Source organism: Williamsia sp. z34, assembly GCF_059553395.1.
This window is the reverse complement of the sequence record NZ_JCANWW010000005.1, coordinates 285,742-310,854: the sequence shown is the minus strand read 5'-3', so window position 1 is coordinate 310,854 and position 25,113 is coordinate 285,742. Positions and strand designations below refer to the sequence as shown.

Below are 25,113 nucleotides of genomic sequence, written 5' to 3'. Positions count from 1 at the left end.
GAGCCGCAGACCAATCGCCGAGTAAGCAAGCACGACAATAAATTTCAGGAGATGTCATGACCGACACAGTCGACAATATCCAGAGAATCGTCACCACCACCGACGACGAACCCCCGGTCACCCCGCTGGAGATCGGTGTGGAGGCGTATACCTCGAAGGACTATCTGCGCGCCGAGCAAGACAAGCTGTGGAACAAGGTGTGGCAGCAGGTCGGCCGAGTCGAAGAGATTCCCAACGTCGGCGACTTCCTGACCTACGAGATCATGGATGACTCGTTCATCATCGCCCGTTCCAGCGCGGACAAGATCAACGCGTATCACAACGTCTGCTCGCATCGGGGCCGTCGGCTCGTCGACACCCCGGACGGCAAGCACGAGGCCAAAGGCAATTGCCGGACCTTCGTGTGTGGCTTCCACGGGTGGACCTACGATCTCGAGGGCCAGAACACCTGGGCCGCAGAGCGTTCTGACTGGCCGACCGGACTGACCGATGAAAAGGCCCGGCTCAAGAACATCCAGGTGGACACCTGGGGCGGTTGGATCTGGATCAACATGGATCCGGACTGTGAACCATTGCGGGATTACCTGGAACCGGCGGCAAGCCTGCTCGACCCGTTCCAGCTTCAGAACATGCGATACCGGTGGCGCAAATGGCTTGTGTTCGACTGCAACTGGAAGATCGCACTCGAAGCATTCATGGAGACCTACCACGTCCCCTACACCCACCCCGAATTCCGGGCCTACGGCACATTCCTGGGATGGTCACGCGCACAGGGTAAACACAGCAACATCGGGTACGACGCCCCCAAGGGCATGGAAGACAATCAGGCCAAGCTGCGGGTGGCCGACGGTCCCGACGCACGCATCTCGACGATCGACCTGCAGAACTTCACCTGGGAGAACGCCAACACCAACACCACCCGCACACTCGTCGATGCCGCTCAGCGGCTGATCGACGAGTTGCCCGAGGGCACCCCGCCGGGTGAGGTACTCGCACACTGGCTCGCCTCGGCCCGCAAAGACGATGCCGATCGCGGCGTGATCTGGCCGACCGTCGATCCGGCGACCGTCTCCCAGAGCGGTACCGCCTGGCAGATCTTCCCCAACTTCCAGATCGGGCACGCCCTCAACAACATGCTCTGCTACAGCGCCCGGCCCTACGGCGACGACCCCGACAAATGCTACTTCGAGGCTGCCGTCTTCGAGTTGTTCCCGGAAGGTGAAGAGCCGCAGACGGAGTGGGAGTACGCACCGCCGGACGACCCGGGCTGGCGCACTGTTCTCCCCCAGGACTTCGTCAACATGGCTGCGATGCAGAAGGGCGTCAAGTCGCGGGGCTTCTCCGGGCCCAAGCCCAACCCGTATCGCGAGCGCAGCATCGTCAACCTGCACCACAACCTCGCCAAATACCTGGGCACCGGCGCGCCCACCGATCTGGCCTGACCCTTCCCACCCCACACCACCACGAGCCCCCGAACATCGAGCTTAGGAATCACCATGCAGAACTGCGCACCTACGCAGACCCCGGAAGTCGACAAAGCGGCGCTACGGGAAAAGTACCTCCTCGAACGCGACAAGCGCCTGCGGCCGGAAGGTCAGCAGCAGTATCTGGAGGCAGAGGGCGAGTTCTCGGACTTCTACGAGGGCGATCCGCACATGCCGGTCATCCCCCGTGAACCGATCACCGACGACATCGAGGTGGTGATTCTCGGCGGCGGTCTGTCCGGACTCATCACCGCGCACCGGCTGCAGCAGTCCGGCGTCACCAACTTCAAGATCATCGAGCTCGGTGGAGACTTCGGCGGTGTCTGGTATTGGAACCGGTACCCGGGCATCCAGATCGACTCCGACGCCTACTGCTACCTGCCGCTTCTCGAAGAGACCGGCTACATGCCGAAGGAGAAGTTCTCCAAGGGCGATGAGTGCTTCGAACACGCGCAGCGGATCGGCAAGCAGTTCAACCTCTACGATCACGCGATCTTCCACACGTTGATCCAGTCGCTGCAGTGGGACGAGGCGATCAACCGCTGGCAGATCAAGACCAACCGTGGCGATGAGATCCGCGCCCGTTTCGTGATCATGTGCCAGGGGCCCTACAACCGTCCGAAACTCCCGGGTATCCCCGGCATCAAGGACTTCAAGGGCCACACATTCCACACCGCCCGCTGGGATTTCGACTACACCGGCGGCGATCTCCATGGCGGACTGGACAAGATCGGCGACAAGAAGATCGCCATCATCGGCACCGGCTCCAGTGGCATCCAGGCGATTCCGCACCTGGCGCAGGGTGCGAAGCATCTGACCGTCTTCCAGCGGACACCGTCGTACATCTTCGAGCGAGCCAACTACCCCACCGATCCCGAATGGGTCGCGAGCCTGGAACCCGGTTGGCGCGCCGCACGTCAGCGCAACTTCCACAACGCGGCGTTCGCGTTCTACAACCCCGGTGAACCCGACCTCATCTGTGACGGCTGGACCGAGGTGGCCCGGAACCTGGCCGCGAAACTGAACGCGACGCCCAACTTCGAGGGCTGGGCCGAACTGGCCGATCCGGCACGGTTCATGGAACTCAAGGAGGACGAGGACTACCGGTCGATGGAGCGGTTGCGCCAGCGCATCGAGTCCATCGTCGAAGATCCCGTCACCGCGGAGACCCTGAAGCCGTACTACCGCAACATGTGCAAGCGTCCGGTCTTCAACGACGAATACCTGCCGACCTTCAACCGCGACAACGTCACGCTCATCGACGTGTCCGAGACCAGGGGTGTCGAGCGCATCACGGAGAAGGGCATCATGGTCGGCGGCGTCGAGCACGAGTTCGACTGCATCGTGTTCGCCAGCGGCTTCGAGATCACCACCGCGCTCGACCGGCAGTACGACATCGCGCCGTTCGCCGGCAAGAACGGCACGTCGCTCTATGACCACTGGGGCAAGGGTTTCCGCACCCTGCACGGCATCATGGCCAACGGATTCCCCAATCACTTCGCCACCGGATTCATCCAGGGCGGCGTGACCGCGGCCACGACGCTGATGTTCGAACAGCAGGCCGATCACATCGCGTACATCATCAAGGAAGCGCAGGACCGTGGCGCCACGTATGTGGAGCCAACTCCCGAAGCCGAAGACGGCTGGGTGCAGACGGTCCGCCAGTACTCGGTGGACAACAGCACATTCACCAGCGAATGCACCCCCGGCTACTACAACAGCGAGGGCGAACCCAACGGGCGCTCGTTCCTCGGTGATCCCTTCTGGGGTGGCTTCTACGAGCTCACCGAACTGCTGGAGGGGTGGCGCAGCACCGGCGAACTGGAAGGTCTGGTGCTGGACAAATGAGCACCGAACTACGGTTCGACGACCGGGTGGCCGTCATCACCGGCGCCGGTCGCGGCCTGGGCCGGGAGTACGCGCTGCTCCTGGCCTCCAAGGGCGCGAAAGTGGTGGTGAACGACCCGGGTAGCGCGATCAGCGGTGAGGACGTCGACAGCGGTCCGGCAAAGAACGTGGTCGCCGAGATCAAAGCCGCCGGCGGTGAAGCCGTCGCCAACACCGACTCGGTGGCCACCGCCGAGGGCGGCCAGGCGATCATCGACACCGCGATCGACACCTACGGCAAGATCGACATCCTCATCCACAACGCAGGCAACAACCGTTACGCACCGTTGACGGAGATGTCCTACGAGGATTTCGACGCCGTCCTCGATGTGCATCTGCGGGGCGCGTTCCACGTTGTGCGACCGGCATTTCCACTGATGGTCGAGGCCGGATACGGACGTCTGGTCCTGACCTCGTCGATCGGCGGGATCTACGGCAACAAGAATGTCGCCAACTACGGGTCCGCCAAGGCCGGGATCATCGGACTCTCGAATGTCGCGGCGGTCGAAGGCCACGAGCACGGCGTGCTCTCGAACGTCATCCTTCCCGCCGCCCTGACCCGGCTCGCCGATGGCCTGGACACGTCGGCGTATCCGCCGATGGGTCCGGAATTGACCGCACCCGCGGTGGGATGGCTTGCGCACGAATCCTGTTCGATCACCGGCGAGATGCTGATCGGGATCGCCGGCCGCATCGCGCGGGCGTTCATCGCCGAGACCCCGGGTGTCTACCAACCGGCTTGGACGATCGAGGAGGTCGGCGAACAGATCGCCACCATCCGCGACACCAGCGACCCCTGGATTCTGCCGGTGGTCCCGTCGGGACACATCGAGCACATCACGAAAAGCTTCACGACAGCCATGGAGGGCAGTGCACGTGTCAGTTAAGGTCTACGAACGAATTCTCGACCTCTTCGAGGCAGAGGGAATCAACACGCTTTTCGGTATCCCGGATCCGAACTTCGTCCACCTGTTCCACCTCGCCGAAGAACGTGGCTGGAATGTTGTTGCCCCGCACCATGAAGAGTCTGCCGGGTTCATGGCAGAAGCCGTCTCCCGGATGACCGGCAAGGCCGCCGTGTGCATCGGCACCCTGGGCCCGGGTCTGGCCAACCTCGCCGGCGCCATCATGTGCGCCAAGGTCGAGAACTCACCGGTCATCTTCCTCGGCGGCCAGCGGGCCCGGATCACCGAACAGCGAGTGCGGCGCGGACGCATCCAGTTCGTCCAGCAGACCGCTCTGGTCGAGAACTCGGTCAAATACAACGCGAGCATCGAATACGCCGACCAGACCGACGAGATCATTCGTGAAGGTCTGCGCAAGGCACTGTCGGGCGTACCGGGACCGGTGTACATCGAATACCCGCAGAATGTGATCCTCGAAGAGGTCGAGGACCGGCCGATCCTTCCCCCGTCCAAGTACCGCCTCGTGGGTCAGACCGCGGGCCAGAACTGGATCGACAAGGCCAAAGAACTCATCGGCGCCGCCAAGCAGCCCGTTCTGCTTGTCGGACACGGCGTTCACACCTCGCGCGCGGGCGCGGCGGTCAAGGAACTCGCCGATCTGATGGCCTGCCCGGTCATCCAGACCTCCGGCGGCACCTCGTTCATCGAGGGCCTCGAAGACCGTACGTTCCCGTACGGCTTCTCCAAGTCCGCGGTCGACGCCGTCGTGAAATCCGACCTCTGCCTGGCGGTCGGCACCGAACTCGGCGAGCCGGTTCACTTCGGGCGCGGGCGTCACTGGGTTCCGAATGAGGCCAACCGCAGCTGGATCCTCATCGAGCAGGATCCGTCGGCCATCGGCGTGAACCGCCCGATCGACGTCCCGCTGGTCGGCGACCTTCGCGCGGTGGTTCCCCAGCTCGTCGAGGCACTCAAGGATTCACCCCGCAAGGCGACTCCCGAGCTCGCACAGTGGATCAAAGATGATGCCGCACAACTCGCGGAGCTGGCCGAGACGGCACCATCGGGTCAGACACCGGTGCATCCGGCACGTCTGATCGTCGAGGCCACCAAGGACTTCCCCGCGGACGGGATCATGGTCCGCGACGGCGGCGCCACCACCATCTTCGGCTGGACCTACTCGCAGGCCAAACCACATGACGTCATGTGGAACCAGAACTTCGGCCACCTCGGTACCGGACTCCCCTACGCCGTCGGCGCCGGCGTCGCCGCCGGTGGCAAACGTCCGATGATGCTCATCACCGGCGACTCCTCGTTCCAGTTCCATATCGCAGAACTCGAAACCGCAGCGCGACTGAAGCTTCCGTTGGTCTGTGTCGTGGCCGTCGACTACGCGTGGGGCCTGGAAGTGGGTGTCTACAAGCGCACCTTCGGACACGGATCTCGAGAGACCGGCGTCCACTGGAGCACCGATACCCGCTTCGACAAGATCGCCGAGGGCTTCGGCTGCTATGGCGAGTATGTCGAGAAGGACGAAGACATCGCCCCCGCCATCAAGCGGGCATACGCCAGCGGTAAGACCGCCGTCATCCACGTGGCCGTCGACCCGAAGGCCAACTCGGAAGAGATGCCCAGCTACGACGAGTTCCGGACCTGGTACGCCGAAGGTCAGCAGTGAGTCATGCAGCGCAACAGAGGTATCGGGCAATATCGATGAATTGGGGAAATCATGCGTGAGTATCTGAAGTTCTACATCGACGGCCAGTGGGTGGAGCCGGCACAGTCGGGCACCTTCGACGTCATCAATCCGGCCACCGAAGAGGTCGCTGGCACTGTGGCCGCCGGCAGCGCCGGTGACGTCGACCGGGCGGTTGCCGCTGCCCGTAAGGCTTTCCCCTCGTGGTCGGCGACCTCCGTCGCCGAACGGGTCGCGGTGCTGGAGAACATCGCGGTCGAGTACCAGAAGCGCATGCCCGACATCGGTGCTGCCCTGACCGAAGAGATGGGTGCACCCAAGGCACTGGCAGGCGGATTCCAGGTGAATCTGGGTGCCGGACACCTGAGCACCGCCATCGAGGTCCTCAAGGGCTTCACCTTCGAGGAGCTGCAGGGCAATGCGCTGATCGTGAAGGAACCGATCGGTGTCTGCGGGCTGATCACGCCGTGGAACTGGCCGCTCAACCAGATCGCGGTCAAGGTGTTCCCCGCTCTGGCCACCGGTTGCACCGTGGTCCTCAAACCGTCGGAGCGTTCGCCGTTCGACGGTCAGATCTTTGCCGAGATCCTCGAGGCCGCCGGTGTCCCCGCCGGTGTCTTCAACCTTGTGCAGGGCGACGGACCGGGTGTGGGTGTTCCGCTGTCGAGCCATCCCGACGTCGACATGATCTCGTTCACCGGATCCACCCGGGCCGGAATCGAGATTGCAAAAAATGCTGCGGCCGGCGTCAAGCGGGTCACCCAGGAACTCGGCGGCAAGGGCCCCAACGTCATCCTCGACGACGAGGCATTCGCCGACAACGTCAGCGCCGGCGTGGTCACCATGATGCTGAACTCGGGACAGACCTGCAGCGCGCCCGCGCGCATGCTGGTCCCCAACGAGCGGATGGAAGAGGCGATCGGCATCGCCAAGGCCGCGGCCGCCACGGTCACCGTGGGCGATCCGAACGGTGATTTCACCATCGGCCCGGTGGTCGCGAAGTCACAGTTCGACAAGATCCAGGAACTGATCCAGCAGGGCATCGATGAAGGTGCCACCCTGGTCGCCGGTGGTCCCGGCCTGCCGGAGGGGATCACCAAGGGCTACTTCGTCCAGCCCACCGTCTTCGCAGATGTCAAGAACGACATGACCATTGCCCGTGAGGAGATCTTCGGCCCGGTGCTGACGATCCTGGGCTATGACAGTATCGACCACGCCATCGAGATCGCCAACGACACCGAATACGGCCTGGCCGGATTTGTCGCAGGCACCGATCTCGACGCCGCGCGCGCAGTGGCCCGCAGGATTCGGACCGGATCGGTGGCGATCAACGCCGCCTTCGATTTCTGCGCTCCGTTCGGCGGATACAAGAAGAGCGGCAACGGACGCGAGTGGGGCGAGTTCGGATTCCACGATTATCTGGAGATCAAGGGCATCCTGGGCTATGCACCGGAAGGTGACGGCGAATAGCGATGAGCGCCAACGATCTGGAGGCATTGCTCGACCACCATGCGATTCGCACCTGCCTGGCCCGGGTCGCCCGTGGCGAGGACCGGCGAGACGCGGAACTGATCACTGCCTCCTACTGGCCGGACGCCACCACCGACTTCGGGATCTTCGCCGGCTCTTTCGACGAATACCTGGCGTGGGTGGTGCCCGGATCGGCCGCGATCACGGTCACCCAGCACACCCTCGGACAGACACTGACCGAGTTGAACGGCGATGTGGCGCTGTGTGAAACCCACGCTTCGGCATATCACCGGGTCAACATGGGCACCGAGGAGAGCGACGCCACGATCGGTGGCCGGTACCTCGATCGGATGGAGAAGCGGGACGGGCAATGGCGTATCGCCCACCGCACGATGCTCTATGACTGGGTCCGCAACGACGGGGTGTCGGCCGACTGGTCGCAGGGCCTGATGGGTGCACCCTTCTCCGGTGACCACTACACCGCCAAATCGGTCGGCGATCCCAGCGAGCACTTCTTCGCTGCAGCCGACCGGCTCTGAGGGAGTCCGGTGAACTCCCTCGGAGGCCGGGTCGCTGTTGTGACCGGCGCCAGCCGCGGTATCGGAAAAGGTATCGCGCTGGCGCTGGCACAGCAGGGCGCCACGGTGTACGTCACCGGCCGAACGGTGACGGCCGGGATCGACCCGTTGCCCGGAACCATCGGTGAAACCGCAGCCGAGTGTGACCGGCTGGGCGGCAGAGGCATTGCCGTCGCAGTGGATCATTCCCGGGATGACCAGGTGGCCGCGCTCTTCGAACAGGTCCGTCGGGAACAGGGGCGCCTGGACCTGTTGGTAAACAACGCCTTCGCGTTACCCGACGACCTGACCGATCCGGATCCCTTCTGGTGCAAGCCGCTGTCCAACTGGCAGATGATGGATGTCGGAGTGCGATCGAACTTCGTCGCCGCCTGGCACGCCGCCCAGATCATGACTCCACAAAAGTCGGGCCTGATGGTGGCCATCTCCGGATACACCGGGGTGTCCTACACCTACGGCGTGCTGTTCGGTACCGCCAAATCTGCCGCCGACCGCATGTCGCGGGACATGGCAATCGAGTTGAAACCGCATGGTGTCACGTCGATCTCGCTATGGCAGGGCCTGACCTTCACAGAACGCGCAGAACGTAATCTGGCCGCGATCGGCGGGCTGTCCACTCAGGCAGCCACCCGCCCGGAAAACGGTTGTTCCCCGGAGTATCCGGGCCGGGTGATCGCGGCACTACTCACCGACCCCGATCTCCTCGATCGCACCGGTGGAACCTTCATCACCGCCGAGCTCGGCGACGAGTACGGCATCAAAGACATTGACGGCAGGGCGATTCCATCACTGCGCGCCACGCGGGGCGCCCCGATCTGGTCGCCCGTCTGAATCGCATCACCCACATGAACTGGAGCACATCGTGAGTACGTTGGCCACGCCGGAGCGGCAGGCAAAGCTGGAGGAACTGCTCGACCGCCAGGAAATTCTGGATGCCCTCACCCGATTCTCCCGGGGCATGGACCGGTTCGATCGAGACCTGTTCCTGTCGGCATTCCACACCGATGCCACCATCGCCGCCGGCGAGTTCGTCGGTGGACCGATCGACCTGTACGAGTGGGCCTCCCCCATGCACGAGCAGGGCCAGATCGCCACCCACCACAACCTGCTCAACCACACCTGCGACATCGACGGCGACGTCGCCCACACCGAGACGTACTACCTGTTCGTCGGCCGAAATCGCGACGACAGCAACTGGATTGCCGGGGGCCGCTACATCGACCGGGTCGAACGCCGCGACGGCCAGTGGAAGATCGCTCTGCGTACCAACGCGATCGAGTGGTCGGGCATGGTCCCGACCATGGACATCCCGTTCGCCGACGTTCCGGACGTCTTCCTCAACGGCACGCCGTCGCGCAGCACGGACGATCCCTCGTATCAGCGCCCGCTGACTAACATCCGGGCCGCCCACATACCCAGCTGATCCGGCAACCACTACACCGAACCCAGTAATTAGGAGAAGGACCATGACCGCACTTGCCGTCGAGCGACTGTCGGATTCCGTCGGAGCGAAGCTGTTGGATGTCGACGCCGATCGGTTGCGTAACGACCGCGACCTACCCGACGCCGTCTCAGAGGCTCTCGAGGAGTACAGCGTTCTGCTGTTGCCCGAACTCCACGCCAGCGACGAGGACACAACCGCGTTCTGCGCGAATCTCGGCACTCTGATCGACTTCTCACATGTGCCACCGGCTGCCGCAAAGGTCATGGAGATCAGTTTCGATCCCAGCAACCCGAACGCGGAATACTTCGCCAGCAACTCGTTTTGGCATATCGACGGACTGCTCGACGAGACAGCGGCAAAGACCTCGATCTTGACGGCACGGGTCACCTCCGCCGTGGGCGGCGAGACCGAGTTCGCCAGCACCTACGCCGCCTACGACGCCCTCTCCGAGGAGGAGAAGGAGCGTTTTGCCGACCTCCGGGTGATCCACACATTCGAGGCGATCCAGCGGTTGACCTACCCCGATCCGACCCCGGAGCAGCTGACGGAGTGGGCCTCTCGCGCCGTCAAGAACCATCCCCTGGTGTGGGAACACGATTCCGGCCGACGCTCGCTCGTCCTGGGCGCGACCGTGTCACATATCGAAGGAATGGACTTCGATGAGGGCCGCGCATTGCTGGCCGACCTCCAGGCCCGCGCCACCGCACCCGATCAGGTGTGCCGGCACACCTGGTCCGAGGGCGACACCGTGCTCTGGGACAACACCGGACTGGTTCACCGCGTCTGCGACTTCGACCACACCAAACCCCGAGTCATGCACCGACTCACCATCGCAGGCCAGGAGAAGATCAAATGAGTGATCGCACAGCGATTGTCACCGGCGGAGCCTCCGGCATCGGCAACGCGATAGCCAAACGCTTTGCCGCCGACGGCAATCTGGTGGCCATCTTCGACATCAACGGCGACGCTGCCCAGGCCGCGGCCGTCGAGATCGAAAAGGCCGGCGGCAAGGCCATCGGCCTCGCCGTCGACGTCACCGACCGCGACCGGATCGACTCGGCCATCGCCGAGGTCAAGTCCACGCTGGGACGTCCGACGGTCCTGGTGAACAACGCCGGCCTGACCGTCGCCGAACCGTTCCTCGACATCACCCTCGAGACCTGGAATCGTGCGCTGGCAATCAACCTGACCAGCGCATTCCACTGCTCTCAGGCGGTGATCCCGGAGATGCTCGAAGAAGGCTGGGGTCGGATCGTCAACATCTCATCCTCCAGCGTCCACAGCGGATCGCCCGGACTCGGCAGCTACGTGACCGCCAAATCCGGCGTGATCGGTTTGACCAAGGTGCTGGCACTCGAATTCGGCAGGCGCGGAATCACTGTCAACACCGTGCCGCCCGGCTTCATCGATACCCCGATGCTCCGGCGGACCGTTGACACCGGGTTGGTCGACGTCGATGCACAGATTGCCAAGACCCCGGTCGGCCGGATCGGTCAGCCCGAAGACATCGCCGCCACCTGCGCATTCCTCGTCAGCGAGGAAGCCGGCTACATCACCGGGCAGATCATCGGAGTCAACGGCGGGCGGAACACGTAGTGGCCCGGATCGCTCCGGCCAAACGCGTGGACTGGTCCACCGAGATGCAAGATTTCGTGGACGGATTCCGCTCGTCGGTGGCGGGCGCCGGCCCGGAAGAGGGCCGGCAGGCGGGTGACAACCTACTCGGCACGCTGGCCCGCTATCCGTCGTTGGCCATGGCTTTCCTGACCTTCAACAAGCATCTGCTGTCCGGATCCTCGTTGTCGATCCGCGAACGCGAGCTACTGGTCCTGCGGGTCGCGCACCTGCGCGAGGCCGAGTACGAGTGGGCACAACACGTGATCCTGGCCGACCGGGCCGGGGTGACCGCCGATGAGATCGCCCGTGTCGCCACCGGTCCTGATGCTCCGGAATGGATTCCGGTCGAGCGGGCCCTTCTGCGATCGGTAGAAGAATTGCTGAACGAAGGCACCGTGAACGAGCAGACGTGGGGTGTGCTCGCCGGCGAGTTCGACGAGCAGAAGCTGATGGACGTGATCTTCACGGTCGGTTGCTACTCGATGCTGGCAATGGCGTTGCGGTCCTTCGGCATCGAGCCCGAGGAGGGGCTGCGCCCCTTCCTACCCGCCGGGATCACCACAAGTGAGGAATGACCGATGCAAACAATCACCCTGAAGAAGCTCAGCGAGAATGTCGGAGCGGAAATCCTCGACGTCGACGTCGACCGTCTACTCAATGACGAAGACCTGCCCGGCGCATGCCTGGAAGCACTCGAGACGTACGGCGTCCTACTGTTCCGCAACCTCCATGCCGATGACCGGGCCCAGGTCGAATTCGGCAGCAAGCTCGGTACATTGCGCAAGTTCCCCACGGTTCCTCCCGCCACGGAGGAAATCATGGAGGTCAGCTTCGATCCCGCCAACGGGAATGCGGAGTACCTCGCGGCCAACGTGTTCTGGCACATCGACGGTCTGACCGACGAGGTCGCATCGAAGGCGACGATGTTGAGCGCCCGCGTGATCCCCGGCGAAGGTGGCGAAACCGAATTCTCCAGCACCTATGCAGCTTACGACGCCCTCAGCGACGAAGAGAAGGAGCGTTTCGCCGACCTCAAGGCGATCTACACCTTCGAAGCCATCCAGCGCCGGTCGTACCCGAACCCGACACAGGCACAACTCGACGAGTGGGCATCTCGAACCCCACGCAAGCACCCCCTGGTCTGGAAGCACGATTCGGGTCGCTGCTCGCTGGTCATCGGAGCATTCGCTTCACACATCGAGGGTATGGACTTCGACGAGGGCCGAGCACTGTTGGAGGATCTGGAAAAGCGTGCCACCACACCCGATTTGGTATACCGGCACACCTGGTCTGTCGGCGACCTGGTCGTCTGGGACAACCACGGTCTATTGCACCGAGCCTGCGCCTTCGACTGGTCGAAGCCTCGCGTGATGAACCGCTCGACGGTCGCCGGACGGGAACCGATCAAATGAGTGACCGCACAGCCATCGAACATCAGTAGGTCGGCGGCGGTTCGTTCCTTCCTCGTTCCTCGGCTCGCTCCCGGGCGACCCGCGCTGCTGCTTCACGCAGCCGACGATTGGCGAGTCGCTCTTGCTGTCGGCGTGCATGCTTCGCAGCGGTGCGCGACTGTTGTCGGTCGGTGTGCTGCGGGCGTGATGGCGATGATGCTCGGGGTGGCCGGCTTGGTGAGCCGCGTTGGTCGTCGAAGATGATCAACCTCAGTGTCGGGAACAGGTCATCGCCGGTCCATCCCGGGCCGTGATAGTTCCGGTGTTCGGGGGTGGTGAAGACAAGCCGGGGCCGTCCGGTCTCGGGGTCGGGGTACTGATCATCGAGCCAGTCACTATAGGTCTTGAGCAGATGATGAAAACGGCAGAGGGTCTTCATCTCTGAGGGATGGGTGCAGCCACCGGCGTCGGGGTCGTTGTGGTTGTACTCGCAGGTGTGGTCCAGATCGGCGCCCCAGGCTTTGTGTTCACAGCCGGGCCACATGCAGTAGAGGTCCCGGATCCGGAGATAAGTGTCCAAGACAACCGAGGGCCGGTACTTGTCGCCGGGTTGGGTGGCCGGCAGCGGAACAACTTGCGGGAAAGGCGCGGTGGCAGTGGCGCTGTCGTCGCCGGAAATGTTCTCCGCTGGTGGGTTCTGCGGTCCGCGCATGTACACGTTCGGCCGCTTCGGTTTTGGTGTCTCCTGCTCAGGCCGTTCGGGTTCCGGTTGCACAGGTTCGGGCTGCTCGGGTGCTTGTTGCGCTGGGTCGGTCTCCGAGTGCGGTGGTGCGGGTTCGGACTGCGCTGGCGCGGGCTGTGCAGGTTCGGATAGTGCGGACGCAGATCGTACCGGCTCTGCGGGCGCAGTCTTGTTGCCCATCGGCCGCTGGACCGTTTCCGGGCGAGCCGCGATGTCGCGAACGTGATCGCCGGAGATGACGCCGTGTCCGTCCATGAAGCCCGGGTTGTCGGCGGCGCCCTCGAGGGTGGCCTGATCGGCGATCACATGCATGACGATCTTCACGTCCACACCCGAGATCACCTGCCCGGCAGGAACAGTGACAATCTCGGCGGTGCAGGGATGTTTCGGGTCATTCGGGCATTCACACATGAACTCACGGCCCATCACGGTGGCGAACAACGCATCGGCCATCCGATCGGACCGCTTCCGCGGATCAGCGTTACAGGTGGCCATGGCCAGTTTTTCCAACCTGGCCATGATCAACGTCAATTCCTCAGCGGTGGAATGGGCATCCAGTACTGCCATGCCGTGGTCGGTGTTGTTGGCCCACACCCCGCGATTGTTTTTCGCATCCTCCCGGTTCTTACGAACCAGATCCGGGTCCCGGCGGAAGATGATCGCATCGACCATGTCTCGTATCCGACCCTTGGACCACGTCCCCCGCCGCTCCAGGGCTTCGGCGATCCCCCGATCGATATCGGCCATATGGGCTGAGCCCTCGATCAACTCGGTCCGGGCGATGATGTCAGGAATATGGTGCGCAGCGATCCGGCCGGCCTTCAACAGCGCATTGACCGCAGGCAGCCGATCGCGCAACGCCACCCCACGGTTGATCTGCAACTCCGCAGTCCGCTGCGTCAGACCTTGTGCGGCAGACAATCTCGCCGCACACTGCGCGAACGGATCAAGCGCCCGCATCTCCGCCTCAGACCCGGCAGTGGGCTCAACGAGATGTCGGTGCAGCATCGCCGCAGCTGCATAGCGTTCCCACTCCATTCGCGACTGCTGGACCATCGCGAGCTCGGTGTTACGCAGCAACTCGTTGACACCCAGCGACTCGACAGGACCGATTTCATCGTCCCCACCTGTATCTTCGATATCCCCCTCGAACATACATTTGATTCTAGATGAGGGGTACGACAATCGATTTGAAGTCACAGGACATCGGGGACATACGCCCCGATCGAGTGACGGTTGCGGCGCCCACCGGGCGGGCTACGACAGTGCGGTGAGAACTCGCGGAGTCCAGGACGGCCATCGTGCGACGCCGACGAGAGTTCCCGCGGTGTATTCGGCGATCACAGAAGGCGCTACTCCTACAGCAGAGTTGTAAATGGTGGCTTCGTCGGCGCGCGCGATGGCCACCGCCACCAAGGGCCAGAGCCGCCGAAACCGTTCTCGAATCTTGGCCTCGGGCACCGCATGACCACCCGACTCGGTGCGGTACCCCACGCGCCGAACCGCAAGTGATTCCGGGACGAGCAGCACATGCAGGACCACCGCGAATCCGGCCTGTTGTGCCTCGCCGATCAGGTCGAGTTTCGATTCGTGTGAAAACACGGTTTCGGCGATGAACGAGCGCCCTTGCTCTACCAATTGGTTTCGCGTCGCCGCCGCGATCTGAGCCGCTTCATAGGACTTCTCCTGAGCTTGCTCGGGCCATCGCTGTTTGGCGATCAGGTCCGCATTGACAAACACGCTTCGGGGAAGGAGCGGTTGCAGCGTCAGCTCGACGAAGGTCGACTTGCCCGCCCCATTCGGGCCGACAACAAGGTCTAGGCGTTTCACTCGTCGTCAAGGACCTTGGTGGTGCCGTCGGGCCGGTATTCGACCAACCGACCGTCTTCGTCGAGGGCCACGGTAGTGACACCGCGCGTGGCCAGTGTGCTGCGATAGTCGGCCTTGGCCAGGTCTTCGGTGACGCGTGCCCGAACCTCGGCGTTGAATATGCGTCCCTCGACGTTGCTCAGGTCCGTCGTCGGCCGATCCCCGTTCAACACCGCCTGGATCCGGCGCGCCGAGGCGGTCTCGTGCGCGGTGACCGAACGGCCGACGAGTGCCCAATGTTCGAGTTGCTGACGACCGGTTCGTTGTTGACGGCGACCTTCGGCGATCGCGCTGTCGACCAGGTCGGCGTCCACGCGCGTGACCTTGTCTGTAGCTCCTGACATCGCAAACCCCTCGTTGTAGCAGTGTGCTACCGAGTGTAGCAGCCAGCTACGGCCACCTGGCGCGAGTTTGGGATTCGATCAGGCTCCAGTCCACACAGGCGCCCGTTTCTGCGAAAACGCAGTGGGTCCCTCCTGGGCATCGGCGCTGTTGTAGCAGTCTTCGGAAGCGGCCCTGGCGGCAACCAGCGCCTCCGACCGGCCCATCTCGGTTGCGATCATCACCGTGTCGCGTGCAGCTTTCACGGACAGCGGCGCGCCGGCGAGGATGTCCGTCGCAAGGGCGATCGCCTCGCTCAGCAGGTTCTCCGGCTCGGCGATCCGGTTGACCAGGCCGATCTCGTAGGCTCGTTGCGCGGTGATCGGTTTTCCGGTGAGCAAGATTTCCATCATGATCCGCTGCGGGATCATGTGGATCAGCGGCGACGCCCACGGCGAACTCCGGCCGACCTTGACCTCGGTGACGGCAAACTTCGCGCTGGTACTGGCCACACACAGGTCGCAGGCCTGCGCGATCATCCAGCCACCGGCGAAGGCGTAGCCGTTGACCGCGGCGATGGTCGGCTTCGACAATTCGACGGTGTCGTAGGGAAGGGCGAACATGTCACGTGGCGGCACCGCCATCTGCGTTGCGACCATCTCCTTGAGATCGCCTCCGGCGCAGAAGCTCTCGCCGGCGCCGGTCAGGATCGCCACCCGCAGCGCGGCGTCGTTCTCGAAACGCTCCCAGCCCTCGCGCAGACCTTCGCGGACTTCCAGCGAAAGGCAGTTGCGGGTGTCGGGACGGTTGATCGTGATGACCGCGATACCGTCCTCGCGGGCGTCGAACAGGACGGCGTCACTCACTAGAATCCCCTCTGTGAAATGATGTGTGCCTCGCGGGCAAGGTCTTCCTGAAAATCCGGATGCGCAATGGCGATAAGGCGTTTGGTCCGCTCGGCGAGTGTCTGTCCCCGTAGCTGCGCCGCACCGAACTCGGTGACGATCACGTCGACATCGCTGCGCGGCGTGGTGACCGGACCCGACAACCCGGCGGTGATCCGGCTGATCGTCCCCTTCTTGGCGGTCGCCGGGAGAGCGATGATCGCGTGCCCACCCGGAGAACGTGCGCCGCCGCGAACGAAGTCGAGCTGGCCGCCGGTCCCGCCGAGATATGCGGCGCCGCTCTGTTCGGCGTTGACCTGCCCGGTCAGATCGACTTCCAGCGCCGAATTGATCGTGACCAAGTTGTCCAACTGCGCCATCACCGCGGCCTCATGCGTGTACGCCGTGTTGCACATCCGGAGTTCCGGGTTCTGATGCGCGAAGTCGTACAACCGCCGGGTGCCGATCAAGGCCCCGGCGATACTCACTCCGCAATCAATCCGTTTGCGGGCGTTGGTGACCGCTCCCGCCTCGATCAGATCGACCAGCCCGTCCCCGACCATGCCGGAGTGCACGCCCAGGTCTTGCCGGTCGCGCAGCAGCCGCAACATCACCTCCGGGACCGCACCGATGCCCATCTGGATCACCGAGCCGTCGCCGATGAACGCAGCGGCATGTTCGGCCATCGCCAGATCGGTGTCGGTGATCGGCGCCGACGGTACCTGCACCGGCGGACGCGAGACGTGAACCGCATGGTCGATCGCGGAGGCGGGGATCTTCTCACCGCAGGTGTATGGCACCTGATCGTTGACCTCGGCGATGACAACGCGGGCCCTGGCGACCGCGGCCTGGACGTAGTCGCTGATGAGGCCAAGGCTGTGGTTGCCGTCGGCGTCAGCCGGACTGACCTGGATCAGTGCGATGTCGCAACCCATGTACCCCGCGGTGATCATCGGGGCTATCTGGCCGACGTGGCACGGAAGTACATCCAGCGCATGGGCTTTGCTCATCACCCGCAACGAACCCATGGCCCCCATACTCGCCAGCGCAAAGCTCTTGGCCGTTTCCGGCGTGAAAAGCCCGGAGAAGCTGGTCGAGATGAACGCCGAGAGTCCGCCGACCTCGTGCCCTTGCTCGATGAGGGCCTCGACGAGGGTGGTGGGCTCCCCGCAGGCCTGACCGATGACGATCCGATCGCCCGGAAGCAGGAACCGTTTCAGGTCGACCGCCGCAGAGGTCGCCATCAGGACCAGGCCCCGCCGGCCGAACGCAGCTGGGCCTTGACCTCGTCGGTGTTCTCACCGAGCCTCGGGGCCGCACTGTCGATCCGGCCGGGTGTTCGGGAGAACCACGTGGGCGGTCCGGGGAAACGAACTGAGCCATAGGGGGATTCGACTTCTTCGAAGAAGTCCACCGCCTCCAGATGCGGATTGTCGAACAGCTCATCGAGGGACCGGACCGGTGCGGCCGGGATGTCGAGCGAGCGCAGCAGGTCGAGCCACTCCTGGGTGGTCCGCTCGGAAAAGGTCTCTCCCAGAAGCGAGTACACCTCGTTGATCCGGGCGGCACGCTGGCTCAGGGTGGCAAAATGCTCACCCGCCCATTCGGGGGCGACGGCGGCAACAAACGCATCCCACTGCTTGTCGTTGTAGACCAGCGCCGAGATGTGTCCATCCTTGGTGCGGTATGGCTTCCGGTTCGGCGAGACCGCGCGGTGGTAGGCCGCCGGCCCGAGGGGCGGCGTGAACATCGCCCCACCGGCATGCTCGACCAGCATGAAAGCGGCCATGGTCTCGAACATCGCCACCTCGACCTCCTGGCCTTCACCGGTGCGTTCACGATGGAACAGCGCCATCATGGTGGCGTAGAGCGCGGTCATCCCGGCGACCTTGTCGGCGATGATCGTGCCGACGTAGCCGGGTTCGCCGGTGAGTTGCTCCTGCGCGAACGGCAGGCCGCATTCGGCCTGGATGGTGTCGTCATAGGCGGTGAGGTTCGCGTCCGGGCCGCGGCGTCCGTACCCGTAACAGTTGGTGTAGATGATCGACGGATTGATCGCCGCCACCGCGTCGTAGTCGAAACCGAGTTTGCCGATCGCCGTCCCGCGCATCGAGTGGATGAACACATCGGCGTCGCTGATCAGGTCACGCAGCACCTGTTTGTCCTCGTCGGTCCGCAGATCGAGGACCACGCTGCGCTTGCCACGGTTGACGTTCACGAACACGCCACCCATGCCCGGTTCAGGACCCACCGAGATGTATCGGGTGTTGTCCCCTGCCGGGATCTCGACCTTGATGACGTCAGCACCCATGTCGGCCATCACCTGGGTGCAGTAAGGACCCATGACCATTGCCGTCAGGTCCACCACTCTTACGCCGACCAACGGACCTGTGTGTTTCATCCCTACCCGCCTCTTCGACAACGAACTCAAGCTATCAGGTCAATGTTTACAAGGATAGTGGTATGACTAGCAGGTGGAGATTTTCAAGCCGATCGGCGAAGTCCTCGATGCCGCGCTCGCGGCCCGCCCGAATGCCCCCGCGGTCGAGGCCGCATCCGGCATCTGGACGTACTCCGAACTGGACGACCAGGCCCGGCGGGCCGCCGGCGCACTGTGGTCACTGGGGGTGCGCCCCGGCGACCGCGTCACCGCCTGTCTGCCCAACGATCTCGACATCGTTGCCGCGTTCCATGGCACCCAGCGGATCGGCGCGATTTGGGCCGGGGTGGGCGAAGCACTGTCGGCGGGCGAGCAACAGGACATCGTCGACCTGTGCGGACCCACCGTGGTGCTGTCGGGAACGCACGGCAAGGTGACCGGTCCGGAATGTGTTGACCCGCAGCGATGGTCCGAGCTGTTGAACAGCGACTTCGAGGCACCGGATGTCGAGCCCGACATCGACGCCCCGGCCGGGATCGCGTTCACCAGCGGCACCTCCGGGCGCCCCAAGGCCGTCGTCCACAGCCATCGAAACCTGCTGTTGCCCGGCGCCGTCCTCACCAAGTCCCGCGGATGGGGTCCCGAGCTGCGCAAGGGCGACAGCTTCCCGCTGACGATCCTCAACCTCATGGTCTTGTCGACGCTGCTCACCGCACAGGCCGGCGGATGTGCGGTGGTGATGAACCGTCGCGACGCCGACGGGCTGATCGAGTGGATCAGCAGCAGGCGCGTGACGGTGTGGAACGGTGCGCCCGCACAGCTCTACGACCTCGCTCGCCGTCCCGACGCCGACCTGAGCTCGTTGCGCGAGGTGTGGAGCGGCGGCGGTGACACCTCCGACGCGCTGCGCCAGGAGTTCGCCGACGCCCACGGACTGATCCCCCGGGTCACCTACGGACTGACCGAGGCGCCCACCGTCGTCTCGATCGATCCACCGGACGGGCAGTGGCGCGTGCGGGCCAGCGGCCAGGTGCTGCCGCATTTCGATGTCGCCGCATACGACGGCAACAACAATCGACTGCCGGCAGGCAAATCCGGCGAGCTGAGACTGGCCCCGTCCACCCACGGCCGTTGGGCCGGCATGTGGCGGCCCATGCTCGGCCACTGGGGCCCGGACGGGCTCGAGGCGACCGAGCCGGGCCCGCTGCCGACCGGCGACATCGGCACCGTCGACGCCGGCGGGTGGCTGACCGTGATCGACCGTAAGAAGCTGGTCATCATCCGAGGCGGCGCCAACGTCTATCCGCTCGAAGTGGAACGCGCGATCAGCACACACCCCGCTGTCGAGCGGGTGGCTGTCTACCCGATCCCCGACGAGCGTCTCGGACAGCGAGTGGCCGCGGTGGTCGAGAGTTCGCTTCCCGCCCTGGATTTCGACGAGCTCAAGGAGCATTGCCGCCGGGAGGTCTCGGGGTACAAAGTGCCCGAGACCTGGACCCAGGTCGGCGCCCTACCGGTGAACGCCATGGGCAAGGTGCAGCGAGCCGGACTCGCCGAGTTCGTTGAGCAACAACGCGTTTCCAGCGCGCCGAAGACGTCGAAGGGAACCACCGCGTGAGCGAGCTGTTCAACCTCAAGGGCAAGGTGGCGATCGTGACCGGCGCATCGTCGGGGCTCGGGGTCGCGGTCGCCGAAACCCTGGCCGAGGCAGGTGCCCGGGTGGCGGTCGTGGCCAGGCGCAAAGACAAGCTGAGCGCCGTCGCCGAGCGGATCAACGGGCTCGCGGTCGCGTGCGACCTGTCCGACCTCGAACAGGTCGGATCGATCGTGCCCACCGTTGTCGACGAACTCGGCCCACCGGACATCATCATCAACGGCGCCGGCAGCATGTTCACCGAGGAGAAGGCGGAGTCCGAACCACTGGACGCCATCCGGCAGACCCTCGGCCTGAATCTGATGGCCCCATTCCTGTTGGCCCAGAGCGCTTTTCCCCACCTGGTCGAAGCCGGCGGGGGGTCGATCGTGAACATCTCCTCGATCAGCGGCAAGGTCGGCATCCCAGGGATCCCGCAGGCCTCCTACGCGGCGAGCAAGGCCGGCCTGTCCGGACTGACAGCCGAACTCGCGGTGCAGTGGGCCAGGCACTCGATCCGGGTGAACACCGTGGCCCCCGGCTTCTTCCGCAGCGAGATCACCGACCCGCTCTACACCAGCGAGCGCGCATCCGAGTACCTACGCCGCAACACCCCACTACCGAAAGAAGGTTCCGCCCAGGACATCGTCGGCGCCGTGCTCTGGCTCGCCTCCGATGCCGGGAGTTATGTCACCGGCCAGACCATCGTCGTCGACGGCGGATGGACAGCACGCTGAACCGAGCCAGCAAGCATTGCAATCCTTACTAGGATTAACGTAATGTCGGCCACATTGTCAGCCCCGATTTGGGGCGGTTGAAAGGACTTCTCTTCATGTTTTCGGCAGTTGTCATCGAAAAGGGCGAAGCAGGGCAATCCGTTGCCCTCAAAAACGTCGAGGAATCCGAGCTTCCCGAGGGAAACGTCCAGATCGACGTGGACTACTCCTCACTGAATTTCAAAGACGCCCTTGCCATCACCGGCAAATCCCCGGTGGTCCGCAAGTTCCCGATGGTGCCCGGCATCGACCTCGCCGGCACCGTCACGGCCAGTTCACACGGAGAGTGGTCCACCGGTGACCGCGTGGTCCTCAACGGCTGGGGTGTCGGCGAAACGCACTGGGGCGGCTTCGCCCAACGCGCCAGCCTCAACGGCGACTGGCTGGTGCCGCTGCCCACCGCGTTCACCGCCAAGCAGGCCATGGCGATCGGCACCGCCGGGTACACCGCCAGCCTCTGCGTCGAGGCACTGATCAACGCCGGCGTCACCCCCGACCAGGGCGAGATCCTCGTGACCGGAGCCACCGGTGGCGTCGGCAGCGTGGCGATCGCACTGTTGACCAAAGCCGGGTTCACCGTTGCCGCCTCCACCGGCAAGACCTCCGAGGTCGCGTACCTGCAGGCACTCGGAGCCTCGACCGTGGTCGACCGCGCCGAGCTCTCCGAAAAGGGCAAGCCGATGCAGAAGGAGCGCTGGGCCGGAGTCGTCGACTCGGTCGGCAGCTTCACTCTGGCCAACGCCTGCGCACAGACCCGCTACGGCGGCACCGTCACCGCCTGCGGTCTGGCCCAGGGCATGGACTTCCCGGCATCGGTCGCCCCGTTCATCCTGCGCGGGGTCTCACTCCTGGGCATCGACAGCGTGATGGCACCGAAGGCGCGGCGGATCACCGCCTGGGAACGCCTGTCCCGCGATCTCGATCCGAGCGCACTGGAATCGATCGCCACCGAGATCTCCCTTGCCGAATCAATCAACGCAGCCGACCAGCTGATGGACGGCACCGTGCGTGGCCGCATCGTTGTCGACGTCAATCGCTGAATCAGGAGCACACACATGACCACAAGCGAGACCGAAACCGTCCAGCTCGACCTGACCGACGTCGACCACCGCGTCGGCAAACCCGTTGGCGGCGGCCAACTCTACGATCCGTGCAGCGGCTCCGACATCCGCCGCTGGGTGATGGCGATGGACAACCCCAACCCCTTGCACTGGGACGAGGAGTTCGCGCGCAACTCGAAGTTCGGTGGCATCATCGCACCGCAGTCGATCGCGGTGGGCCTGGACTACGGACACGGGGCCGCACCGGCCTGCGTCGGATACATTCCCGAAAGTCACCTGATCTTCGGCGGCGAGGAGTGGTGGTTCTACGGGACACCCGTTCGCCCGGGCGACAAACTGTTCCAGGACAGGTGGTTTCACGACTACAAGGTGACCGAGACGAAGTTCGCCGGACCCACCATGTTCTCCCGCGGCGACACCGCCCACAAGAACCAGCACGGGGCATTGGTCGCCCGGGAACGCTCAACCGCCATCCGCTATCTCGCGGCCGAGGCCACCAAACGCGGCATGTACGACAGCCAGATCGGTTCGCTCAAGAAGTGGACCAACGACGAACTGATCGAGGTCGAAAAACTCCGTGACGATTGGCTGATGTCCAATCGTCTCGGCATCTCACCCCACTTCGATGAGGTCAACATCGGCGACAAACTCCATCGCCGGGTGATCGGTCCGCACAGCATCGCCAGCTTCACCACCGAATACCGCGCCTTCGTCTTCAACATCTGGGGCACGTTCGGTTGGGTTGCACCAGAAGGTGTCGACGATCCGTGGGTGTACCAGGATCCGGGTTGGGTCGAGGGTTTCGGCTACGACGAAGAGGGCGCCAAGATCGATCCGCGCAAACGGGACGGCCTGTACGTCGGACCGTCACGCGGTCACATCGACGCCGACAAGGCCGGTGAGGTCGGCATGGCCCGCGCCTACGGTTACGGCGCGACGATGGGTGCCTGGTGCACCGATTACCTCGCCAACTGGGCCGGCCACGACGGCATGGTCCGGCACACCAAGGCAGACTTCCGCGGCCCCGCCTTCGAAGGCGACGTCACGTACTTCGATGCCGAGGTCGTCGACAAGATCACCGAATCCGAGTGGGGCGTACCGCTTGTGCAGATCAAGCTCAAGCTCACCAGCCAGGACGGCACCACCCTGGTGACCTGCACGGCCGAGGTCGAACTCCCGATCTGACCAGACCCAGCACGCCAAGACGACAACGAGGTCAGCCATGAGTACTCAGATCACCACCGAATCGACCGCCGCACTTTCGGTGGTATCGGGTCCACCGCTGAGCGAAGAGCCCGGCCTCGGCACTCTGACGATGCCGGGCTTCTTGCGCGAGGTCACCGAGTTGTACGGCGACCGTGAGGCATTGGTGATGCACACCCCCGACGGTGTCATCCGCTGGTCGTATACCGAGTTGTGGGAGCGGTCGGTCGCCGTGGCGCGTGCGCTGCAGGCGGCCGGCATCGGCAAAGACGGTCGGGTCGGCGTGCTCATGACCAACCGCCCCGAGTGGATCACCGCGGTGTTCGGCACCTCACTCGCCGGCGGCGTGGCCGTCACCCTCAGCACGTTCTCGACAGCCGCCGAGCTGGACTACCTGCTCGAGGTCTCCGCCGTCTCGGTGTTGCTGTTCGACCGCAAGGTTCTCAAGACCGACTACGCGTCGGTGCTGACCGAGCTCGAGCCCGCGATCAGCGATGCCGCCCCCGGCGAGCTCCACTCGTCGAAATACCCGTTCCTGCGGCACCTTGCAGCGGTTGGGGACGGTTCCGGTCTACCGGGTGCGATCGAGAGCTGGGACGACTTCGTCGCCCGGGGCCAGTCCTCACCGCGGGAGTTGGTCGAGGCGACCGCGGCCACGACGAAACCCAGCGATACCGCAGTGCTGTTCTTCTCCTCGGGATCGACCAGCAAACCGAAGGGCATCTTCAGCGCGCATCGCGGTGTCGCGATCCAGCTGTGGCGATTCCGCCGGCTCTACCACTTCGGCCCCGAGAACAACATCCGGTGCTGGAGCGCAAACGGATTCTTCTGGTCGGGCAATTTCGCGATGGCACTGGGTAATACGCTGTCCAGCGGCGGTTCACTCGTCCTGCAGACCACCTTCGATGCCACCGAGGCGTTGGAGCTCATCGAGTCCGAAAAGGTGAACTTCCCGTTCGCCTGGCCGCATCAGTGGGCGCAATTCGAATCCGCACCCAACTGGGCCACCGCCGATCTGAGCAGCCTGCGCTACGTCGACTACCGCACCCCGGTGGCGCGCCACCCGTCGGTCGACGCGCAATGGATCGAACCCGGCTATGCCTACGGCAACACCGAAACCTTCACCATCTCAGCCATTTACCCGGCCAACACCACCGAGGAACAGGCCGGTGGCAGTAGCGGCGAGCCGCTCCCCGGTGTGACGTTCAAAATCGTCGACACGTTGACCGGCGATACCCTGCCATTGGGTGAACGTGGCGAGATCTGCGTCAAGGGACCGACACTGATGCTCGGCTATCTCGGCACCCCGCTGAGCGAGACCGTCGACGACGAGGGATTCTTCCCCACCGGCGACGGTGGATACGTCGATGGCGAGGGCCGGTTGTTCTGGGAAGGACGCCTCACCGACATCATCAAGACCGGCGGCGCGAACGTCTCACCGCTCGAGGTCGACGAGGTCCTGGTGGCCCATCCCGGCGTCAAGGTCACCCGTACCGTCGGTGTCCCACATGAGACGCTCGGCGAGGTGGTTGTCGCCTGCATCGTCCCGCATCCGGGCGCCGACCTGAAGCCCGACGAGATCCGTGCGTACATCAAGACCGAACTCGCGAGTTACAAAGTGCCGCGCCATGTTCTGTTCTTCACAGATGACGAGATCACTCTGACCGGTAGCGCCAAGATCAAAACCAGCGACATCCGTGAGCTAGCCGCGAAGAGGCTCGCCCCCGCACCCCGATGATGTGGGGTTCTGGCGACGTCCACCTGCGGGTTTC

23 protein-coding genes are annotated in these 25,113 nt (G+C 64.2%); 17 read left to right on the top strand and 6 right to left on the bottom strand.

What is annotated here, in order from left to right; genetic code table 11:
- Positions 1–56: 56 nt before the first annotated feature.
- From AC51GT_RS14915 to AC51GT_RS14860, 12 genes are read left to right on the top strand one after another with little or no spacing between them, the layout of a single operon-like run.
- Positions 57–1,442: an aromatic ring-hydroxylating oxygenase subunit alpha gene (locus AC51GT_RS14915; protein ID WP_496322787.1), complete on the top strand. Its 1,386-nt coding sequence runs from the start codon at positions 57–59 to the stop codon at positions 1,440–1,442.
- A gap of 54 nt (positions 1,443–1,496) precedes the next feature.
- Positions 1,497–3,332, top strand: a complete 1,836-nt coding sequence (locus tag AC51GT_RS14910) for a flavin-containing monooxygenase (protein ID WP_496329257.1) — start codon at positions 1,497–1,499, stop codon at positions 3,330–3,332.
- The gene (locus AC51GT_RS14905) at positions 3,329–4,258 is read left to right on the top strand and encodes an SDR family NAD(P)-dependent oxidoreductase (protein ID WP_496329256.1); all 930 of its coding nucleotides are present in this window, start codon (positions 3,329–3,331) and stop codon (positions 4,256–4,258) included. The genes AC51GT_RS14910 and AC51GT_RS14905 overlap by 4 nt, the downstream gene beginning before the upstream one ends.
- Complete coding sequence (locus AC51GT_RS14900; RefSeq protein ID WP_496323335.1) at positions 4,248–5,954, top strand: thiamine pyrophosphate-binding protein; 1,707 nt, start codon at positions 4,248–4,250, stop codon at positions 5,952–5,954. The genes AC51GT_RS14905 and AC51GT_RS14900 overlap by 11 nt, the downstream gene beginning before the upstream one ends.
- A gap of 51 nt (positions 5,955–6,005) precedes the next feature.
- On the top strand, positions 6,006–7,442 hold the full coding sequence (locus AC51GT_RS14895; protein ID WP_496322784.1) for an aldehyde dehydrogenase family protein: 1,437 nt from the start codon (positions 6,006–6,008) through the stop codon (positions 7,440–7,442).
- A 2-nt stretch (positions 7,443–7,444) separates the two neighbouring features.
- On the top strand, positions 7,445–7,981 hold the full coding sequence (locus AC51GT_RS14890; protein WP_496322783.1) for a nuclear transport factor 2 family protein: 537 nt from the start codon (positions 7,445–7,447) through the stop codon (positions 7,979–7,981).
- 9 nt (positions 7,982–7,990) lie between these two features.
- Complete coding sequence (locus AC51GT_RS14885; protein ID WP_496329255.1) at positions 7,991–8,851, top strand: SDR family NAD(P)-dependent oxidoreductase; 861 nt, start codon at positions 7,991–7,993, stop codon at positions 8,849–8,851.
- A 31-nt stretch (positions 8,852–8,882) separates the two neighbouring features.
- Entirely contained in the window at positions 8,883–9,443 is a 561-nt protein-coding gene (locus tag AC51GT_RS14880; protein WP_496322781.1) for a nuclear transport factor 2 family protein, read from the top strand.
- 43 nt (positions 9,444–9,486) lie between these two features.
- The gene (locus AC51GT_RS14875; RefSeq protein ID WP_496322780.1) at positions 9,487–10,320 is read left to right on the top strand and encodes a TauD/TfdA dioxygenase family protein; all 834 of its coding nucleotides are present in this window, start codon (positions 9,487–9,489) and stop codon (positions 10,318–10,320) included.
- Positions 10,317–11,060 (top strand): SDR family NAD(P)-dependent oxidoreductase, encoded by a 744-nt coding sequence (locus AC51GT_RS14870; protein WP_496329254.1) that lies wholly within the window; start codon positions 10,317–10,319, stop codon positions 11,058–11,060. Before AC51GT_RS14875 ends, AC51GT_RS14870 begins: the two co-directional genes overlap by 4 nt.
- Entirely contained in the window at positions 11,060–11,656 is a 597-nt protein-coding gene (locus AC51GT_RS14865; protein WP_496329253.1) for a carboxymuconolactone decarboxylase family protein, read from the top strand. Before AC51GT_RS14870 ends, AC51GT_RS14865 begins: the two co-directional genes overlap by 1 nt.
- Positions 11,657–11,659: 3 nt before the next feature.
- Entirely contained in the window at positions 11,660–12,493 is an 834-nt protein-coding gene (locus tag AC51GT_RS14860; protein ID WP_496322777.1) for a TauD/TfdA dioxygenase family protein, read from the top strand.
- Between the two features lie 22 nt (positions 12,494–12,515).
- On the opposite strand, the gene AC51GT_RS14855 is transcribed toward AC51GT_RS14860, so the two are convergent.
- From AC51GT_RS14855 to AC51GT_RS14830, 6 genes are all read right to left on the bottom strand, one after another.
- Complete coding sequence (locus AC51GT_RS14855; RefSeq protein ID WP_496322776.1) at positions 12,516–14,369, bottom strand: HNH endonuclease signature motif containing protein; 1,854 nt, start codon at positions 14,367–14,369, stop codon at positions 12,516–12,518.
- A 102-nt stretch (positions 14,370–14,471) separates the two neighbouring features.
- A complete protein-coding gene (locus AC51GT_RS14850) occupies positions 14,472–15,044 on the bottom strand; it encodes an ATPase (RefSeq protein ID WP_496322775.1) in 573 nt (190 codons plus the stop codon).
- Complete coding sequence (locus tag AC51GT_RS14845) at positions 15,041–15,427, bottom strand: TA system antitoxin ParD family protein (RefSeq protein WP_496322774.1); 387 nt, start codon at positions 15,425–15,427, stop codon at positions 15,041–15,043. Before AC51GT_RS14845 ends, AC51GT_RS14850 begins: the two co-directional genes overlap by 4 nt.
- 78 nt (positions 15,428–15,505) lie before the next feature.
- On the bottom strand, positions 15,506–16,270 hold the full coding sequence (locus AC51GT_RS14840; RefSeq protein ID WP_496322773.1) for an enoyl-CoA hydratase/isomerase family protein: 765 nt from the start codon (positions 16,268–16,270) through the stop codon (positions 15,506–15,508).
- Positions 16,270–17,532 carry an acetyl-CoA hydrolase/transferase family protein gene (locus AC51GT_RS14835; RefSeq protein ID WP_496322772.1) on the bottom strand — a complete coding sequence of 421 codons (1,263 nt, stop codon included), beginning with the start codon at positions 17,530–17,532 and terminating at the stop codon, positions 16,270–16,272. Before AC51GT_RS14835 ends, AC51GT_RS14840 begins: the two co-directional genes overlap by 1 nt.
- The gene (locus AC51GT_RS14830) at positions 17,532–18,689 is read right to left on the bottom strand and encodes a CaiB/BaiF CoA transferase family protein (protein ID WP_496322771.1); all 1,158 of its coding nucleotides are present in this window, start codon (positions 18,687–18,689) and stop codon (positions 17,532–17,534) included. The genes AC51GT_RS14835 and AC51GT_RS14830 overlap by 1 nt, the downstream gene beginning before the upstream one ends.
- A gap of 73 nt (positions 18,690–18,762) precedes the next feature.
- Between AC51GT_RS14830 and AC51GT_RS14825 the strand changes: the two genes are divergently transcribed.
- The 5 genes from AC51GT_RS14825 (at position 18,763) to AC51GT_RS14805 (ending at position 25,079) form a co-directional block, all read left to right on the top strand.
- Positions 18,763–20,286: a class I adenylate-forming enzyme family protein gene (locus AC51GT_RS14825; RefSeq protein WP_496329252.1), complete on the top strand. Its 1,524-nt coding sequence runs from the start codon at positions 18,763–18,765 to the stop codon at positions 20,284–20,286.
- Positions 20,283–21,038, top strand: coding sequence for an SDR family NAD(P)-dependent oxidoreductase (locus tag AC51GT_RS14820; RefSeq protein WP_496322769.1), 756 nt, complete (start codon positions 20,283–20,285; stop codon positions 21,036–21,038). Before AC51GT_RS14825 ends, AC51GT_RS14820 begins: the two co-directional genes overlap by 4 nt.
- 95 nt (positions 21,039–21,133) lie before the next feature.
- Positions 21,134–22,117 (top strand): acrylyl-CoA reductase (NADPH), encoded by a 984-nt coding sequence (gene acuI, locus AC51GT_RS14815; protein ID WP_496322768.1) that lies wholly within the window; start codon positions 21,134–21,136, stop codon positions 22,115–22,117.
- Between the two features lie 15 nt (positions 22,118–22,132).
- Entirely contained in the window at positions 22,133–23,323 is a 1,191-nt protein-coding gene (locus tag AC51GT_RS14810; protein ID WP_496322767.1) for a MaoC family dehydratase, read from the top strand.
- 37 nt (positions 23,324–23,360) lie between these two features.
- On the top strand, positions 23,361–25,079 hold the full coding sequence (locus AC51GT_RS14805) for a class I adenylate-forming enzyme family protein (protein ID WP_496322766.1): 1,719 nt from the start codon (positions 23,361–23,363) through the stop codon (positions 25,077–25,079).
- The last annotated feature ends 34 nt before the right edge of the window (positions 25,080–25,113 follow it).

Bases quoted from the DNA above. Each gene is read 5' to 3' on its own strand.
- AC51GT_RS14845 (WP_496322774.1), bottom strand. From the start codon at position 15,427: ATGTCAGGAGCTACAGACAAGGTCACGCGCGTGGACGCCGACCTGGTC.
- AC51GT_RS14895 (WP_496322784.1), top strand. From the start codon at position 6,006: ATGCGTGAGTATCTGAAGTTCTACATCGACGGCCAGTGGGTGGAGCCG.
- AC51GT_RS14875 (WP_496322780.1), top strand. From the start codon at position 9,487: ATGACCGCACTTGCCGTCGAGCGACTGTCGGATTCCGTCGGAGCGAAG.
- AC51GT_RS14910 (WP_496329257.1), top strand. From the start codon at position 1,497: ATGCAGAACTGCGCACCTACGCAGACCCCGGAAGTCGACAAAGCGGCG.
- AC51GT_RS14915 (WP_496322787.1), top strand. From the start codon at position 57: ATGACCGACACAGTCGACAATATCCAGAGAATCGTCACCACCACCGAC.
- AC51GT_RS14805 (WP_496322766.1), top strand. From the start codon at position 23,361: ATGAGTACTCAGATCACCACCGAATCGACCGCCGCACTTTCGGTGGTA.
- AC51GT_RS14830 (WP_496322771.1), bottom strand. From the start codon at position 18,689: ATGAAACACACAGGTCCGTTGGTCGGCGTAAGAGTGGTGGACCTGACG.
- AC51GT_RS14870 (WP_496329254.1), top strand. From the start codon at position 10,317: ATGAGTGATCGCACAGCGATTGTCACCGGCGGAGCCTCCGGCATCGGC.
- AC51GT_RS14855 (WP_496322776.1), bottom strand. From the start codon at position 14,369: ATGTTCGAGGGGGATATCGAAGATACAGGTGGGGACGATGAAATCGGT.
- AC51GT_RS14890 (WP_496322783.1), top strand. From the start codon at position 7,445: ATGAGCGCCAACGATCTGGAGGCATTGCTCGACCACCATGCGATTCGC.
- AC51GT_RS14905 (WP_496329256.1), top strand. From the start codon at position 3,329: ATGAGCACCGAACTACGGTTCGACGACCGGGTGGCCGTCATCACCGGC.
- AC51GT_RS14810 (WP_496322767.1), top strand. From the start codon at position 22,133: ATGACCACAAGCGAGACCGAAACCGTCCAGCTCGACCTGACCGACGTC.
- AC51GT_RS14835 (WP_496322772.1), bottom strand. From the start codon at position 17,532: ATGGCGACCTCTGCGGCGGTCGACCTGAAACGGTTCCTGCTTCCGGGC.
- AC51GT_RS14860 (WP_496322777.1), top strand. From the start codon at position 11,660: ATGCAAACAATCACCCTGAAGAAGCTCAGCGAGAATGTCGGAGCGGAA.
- acuI (WP_496322768.1), top strand. From the start codon at position 21,134: ATGTTTTCGGCAGTTGTCATCGAAAAGGGCGAAGCAGGGCAATCCGTT.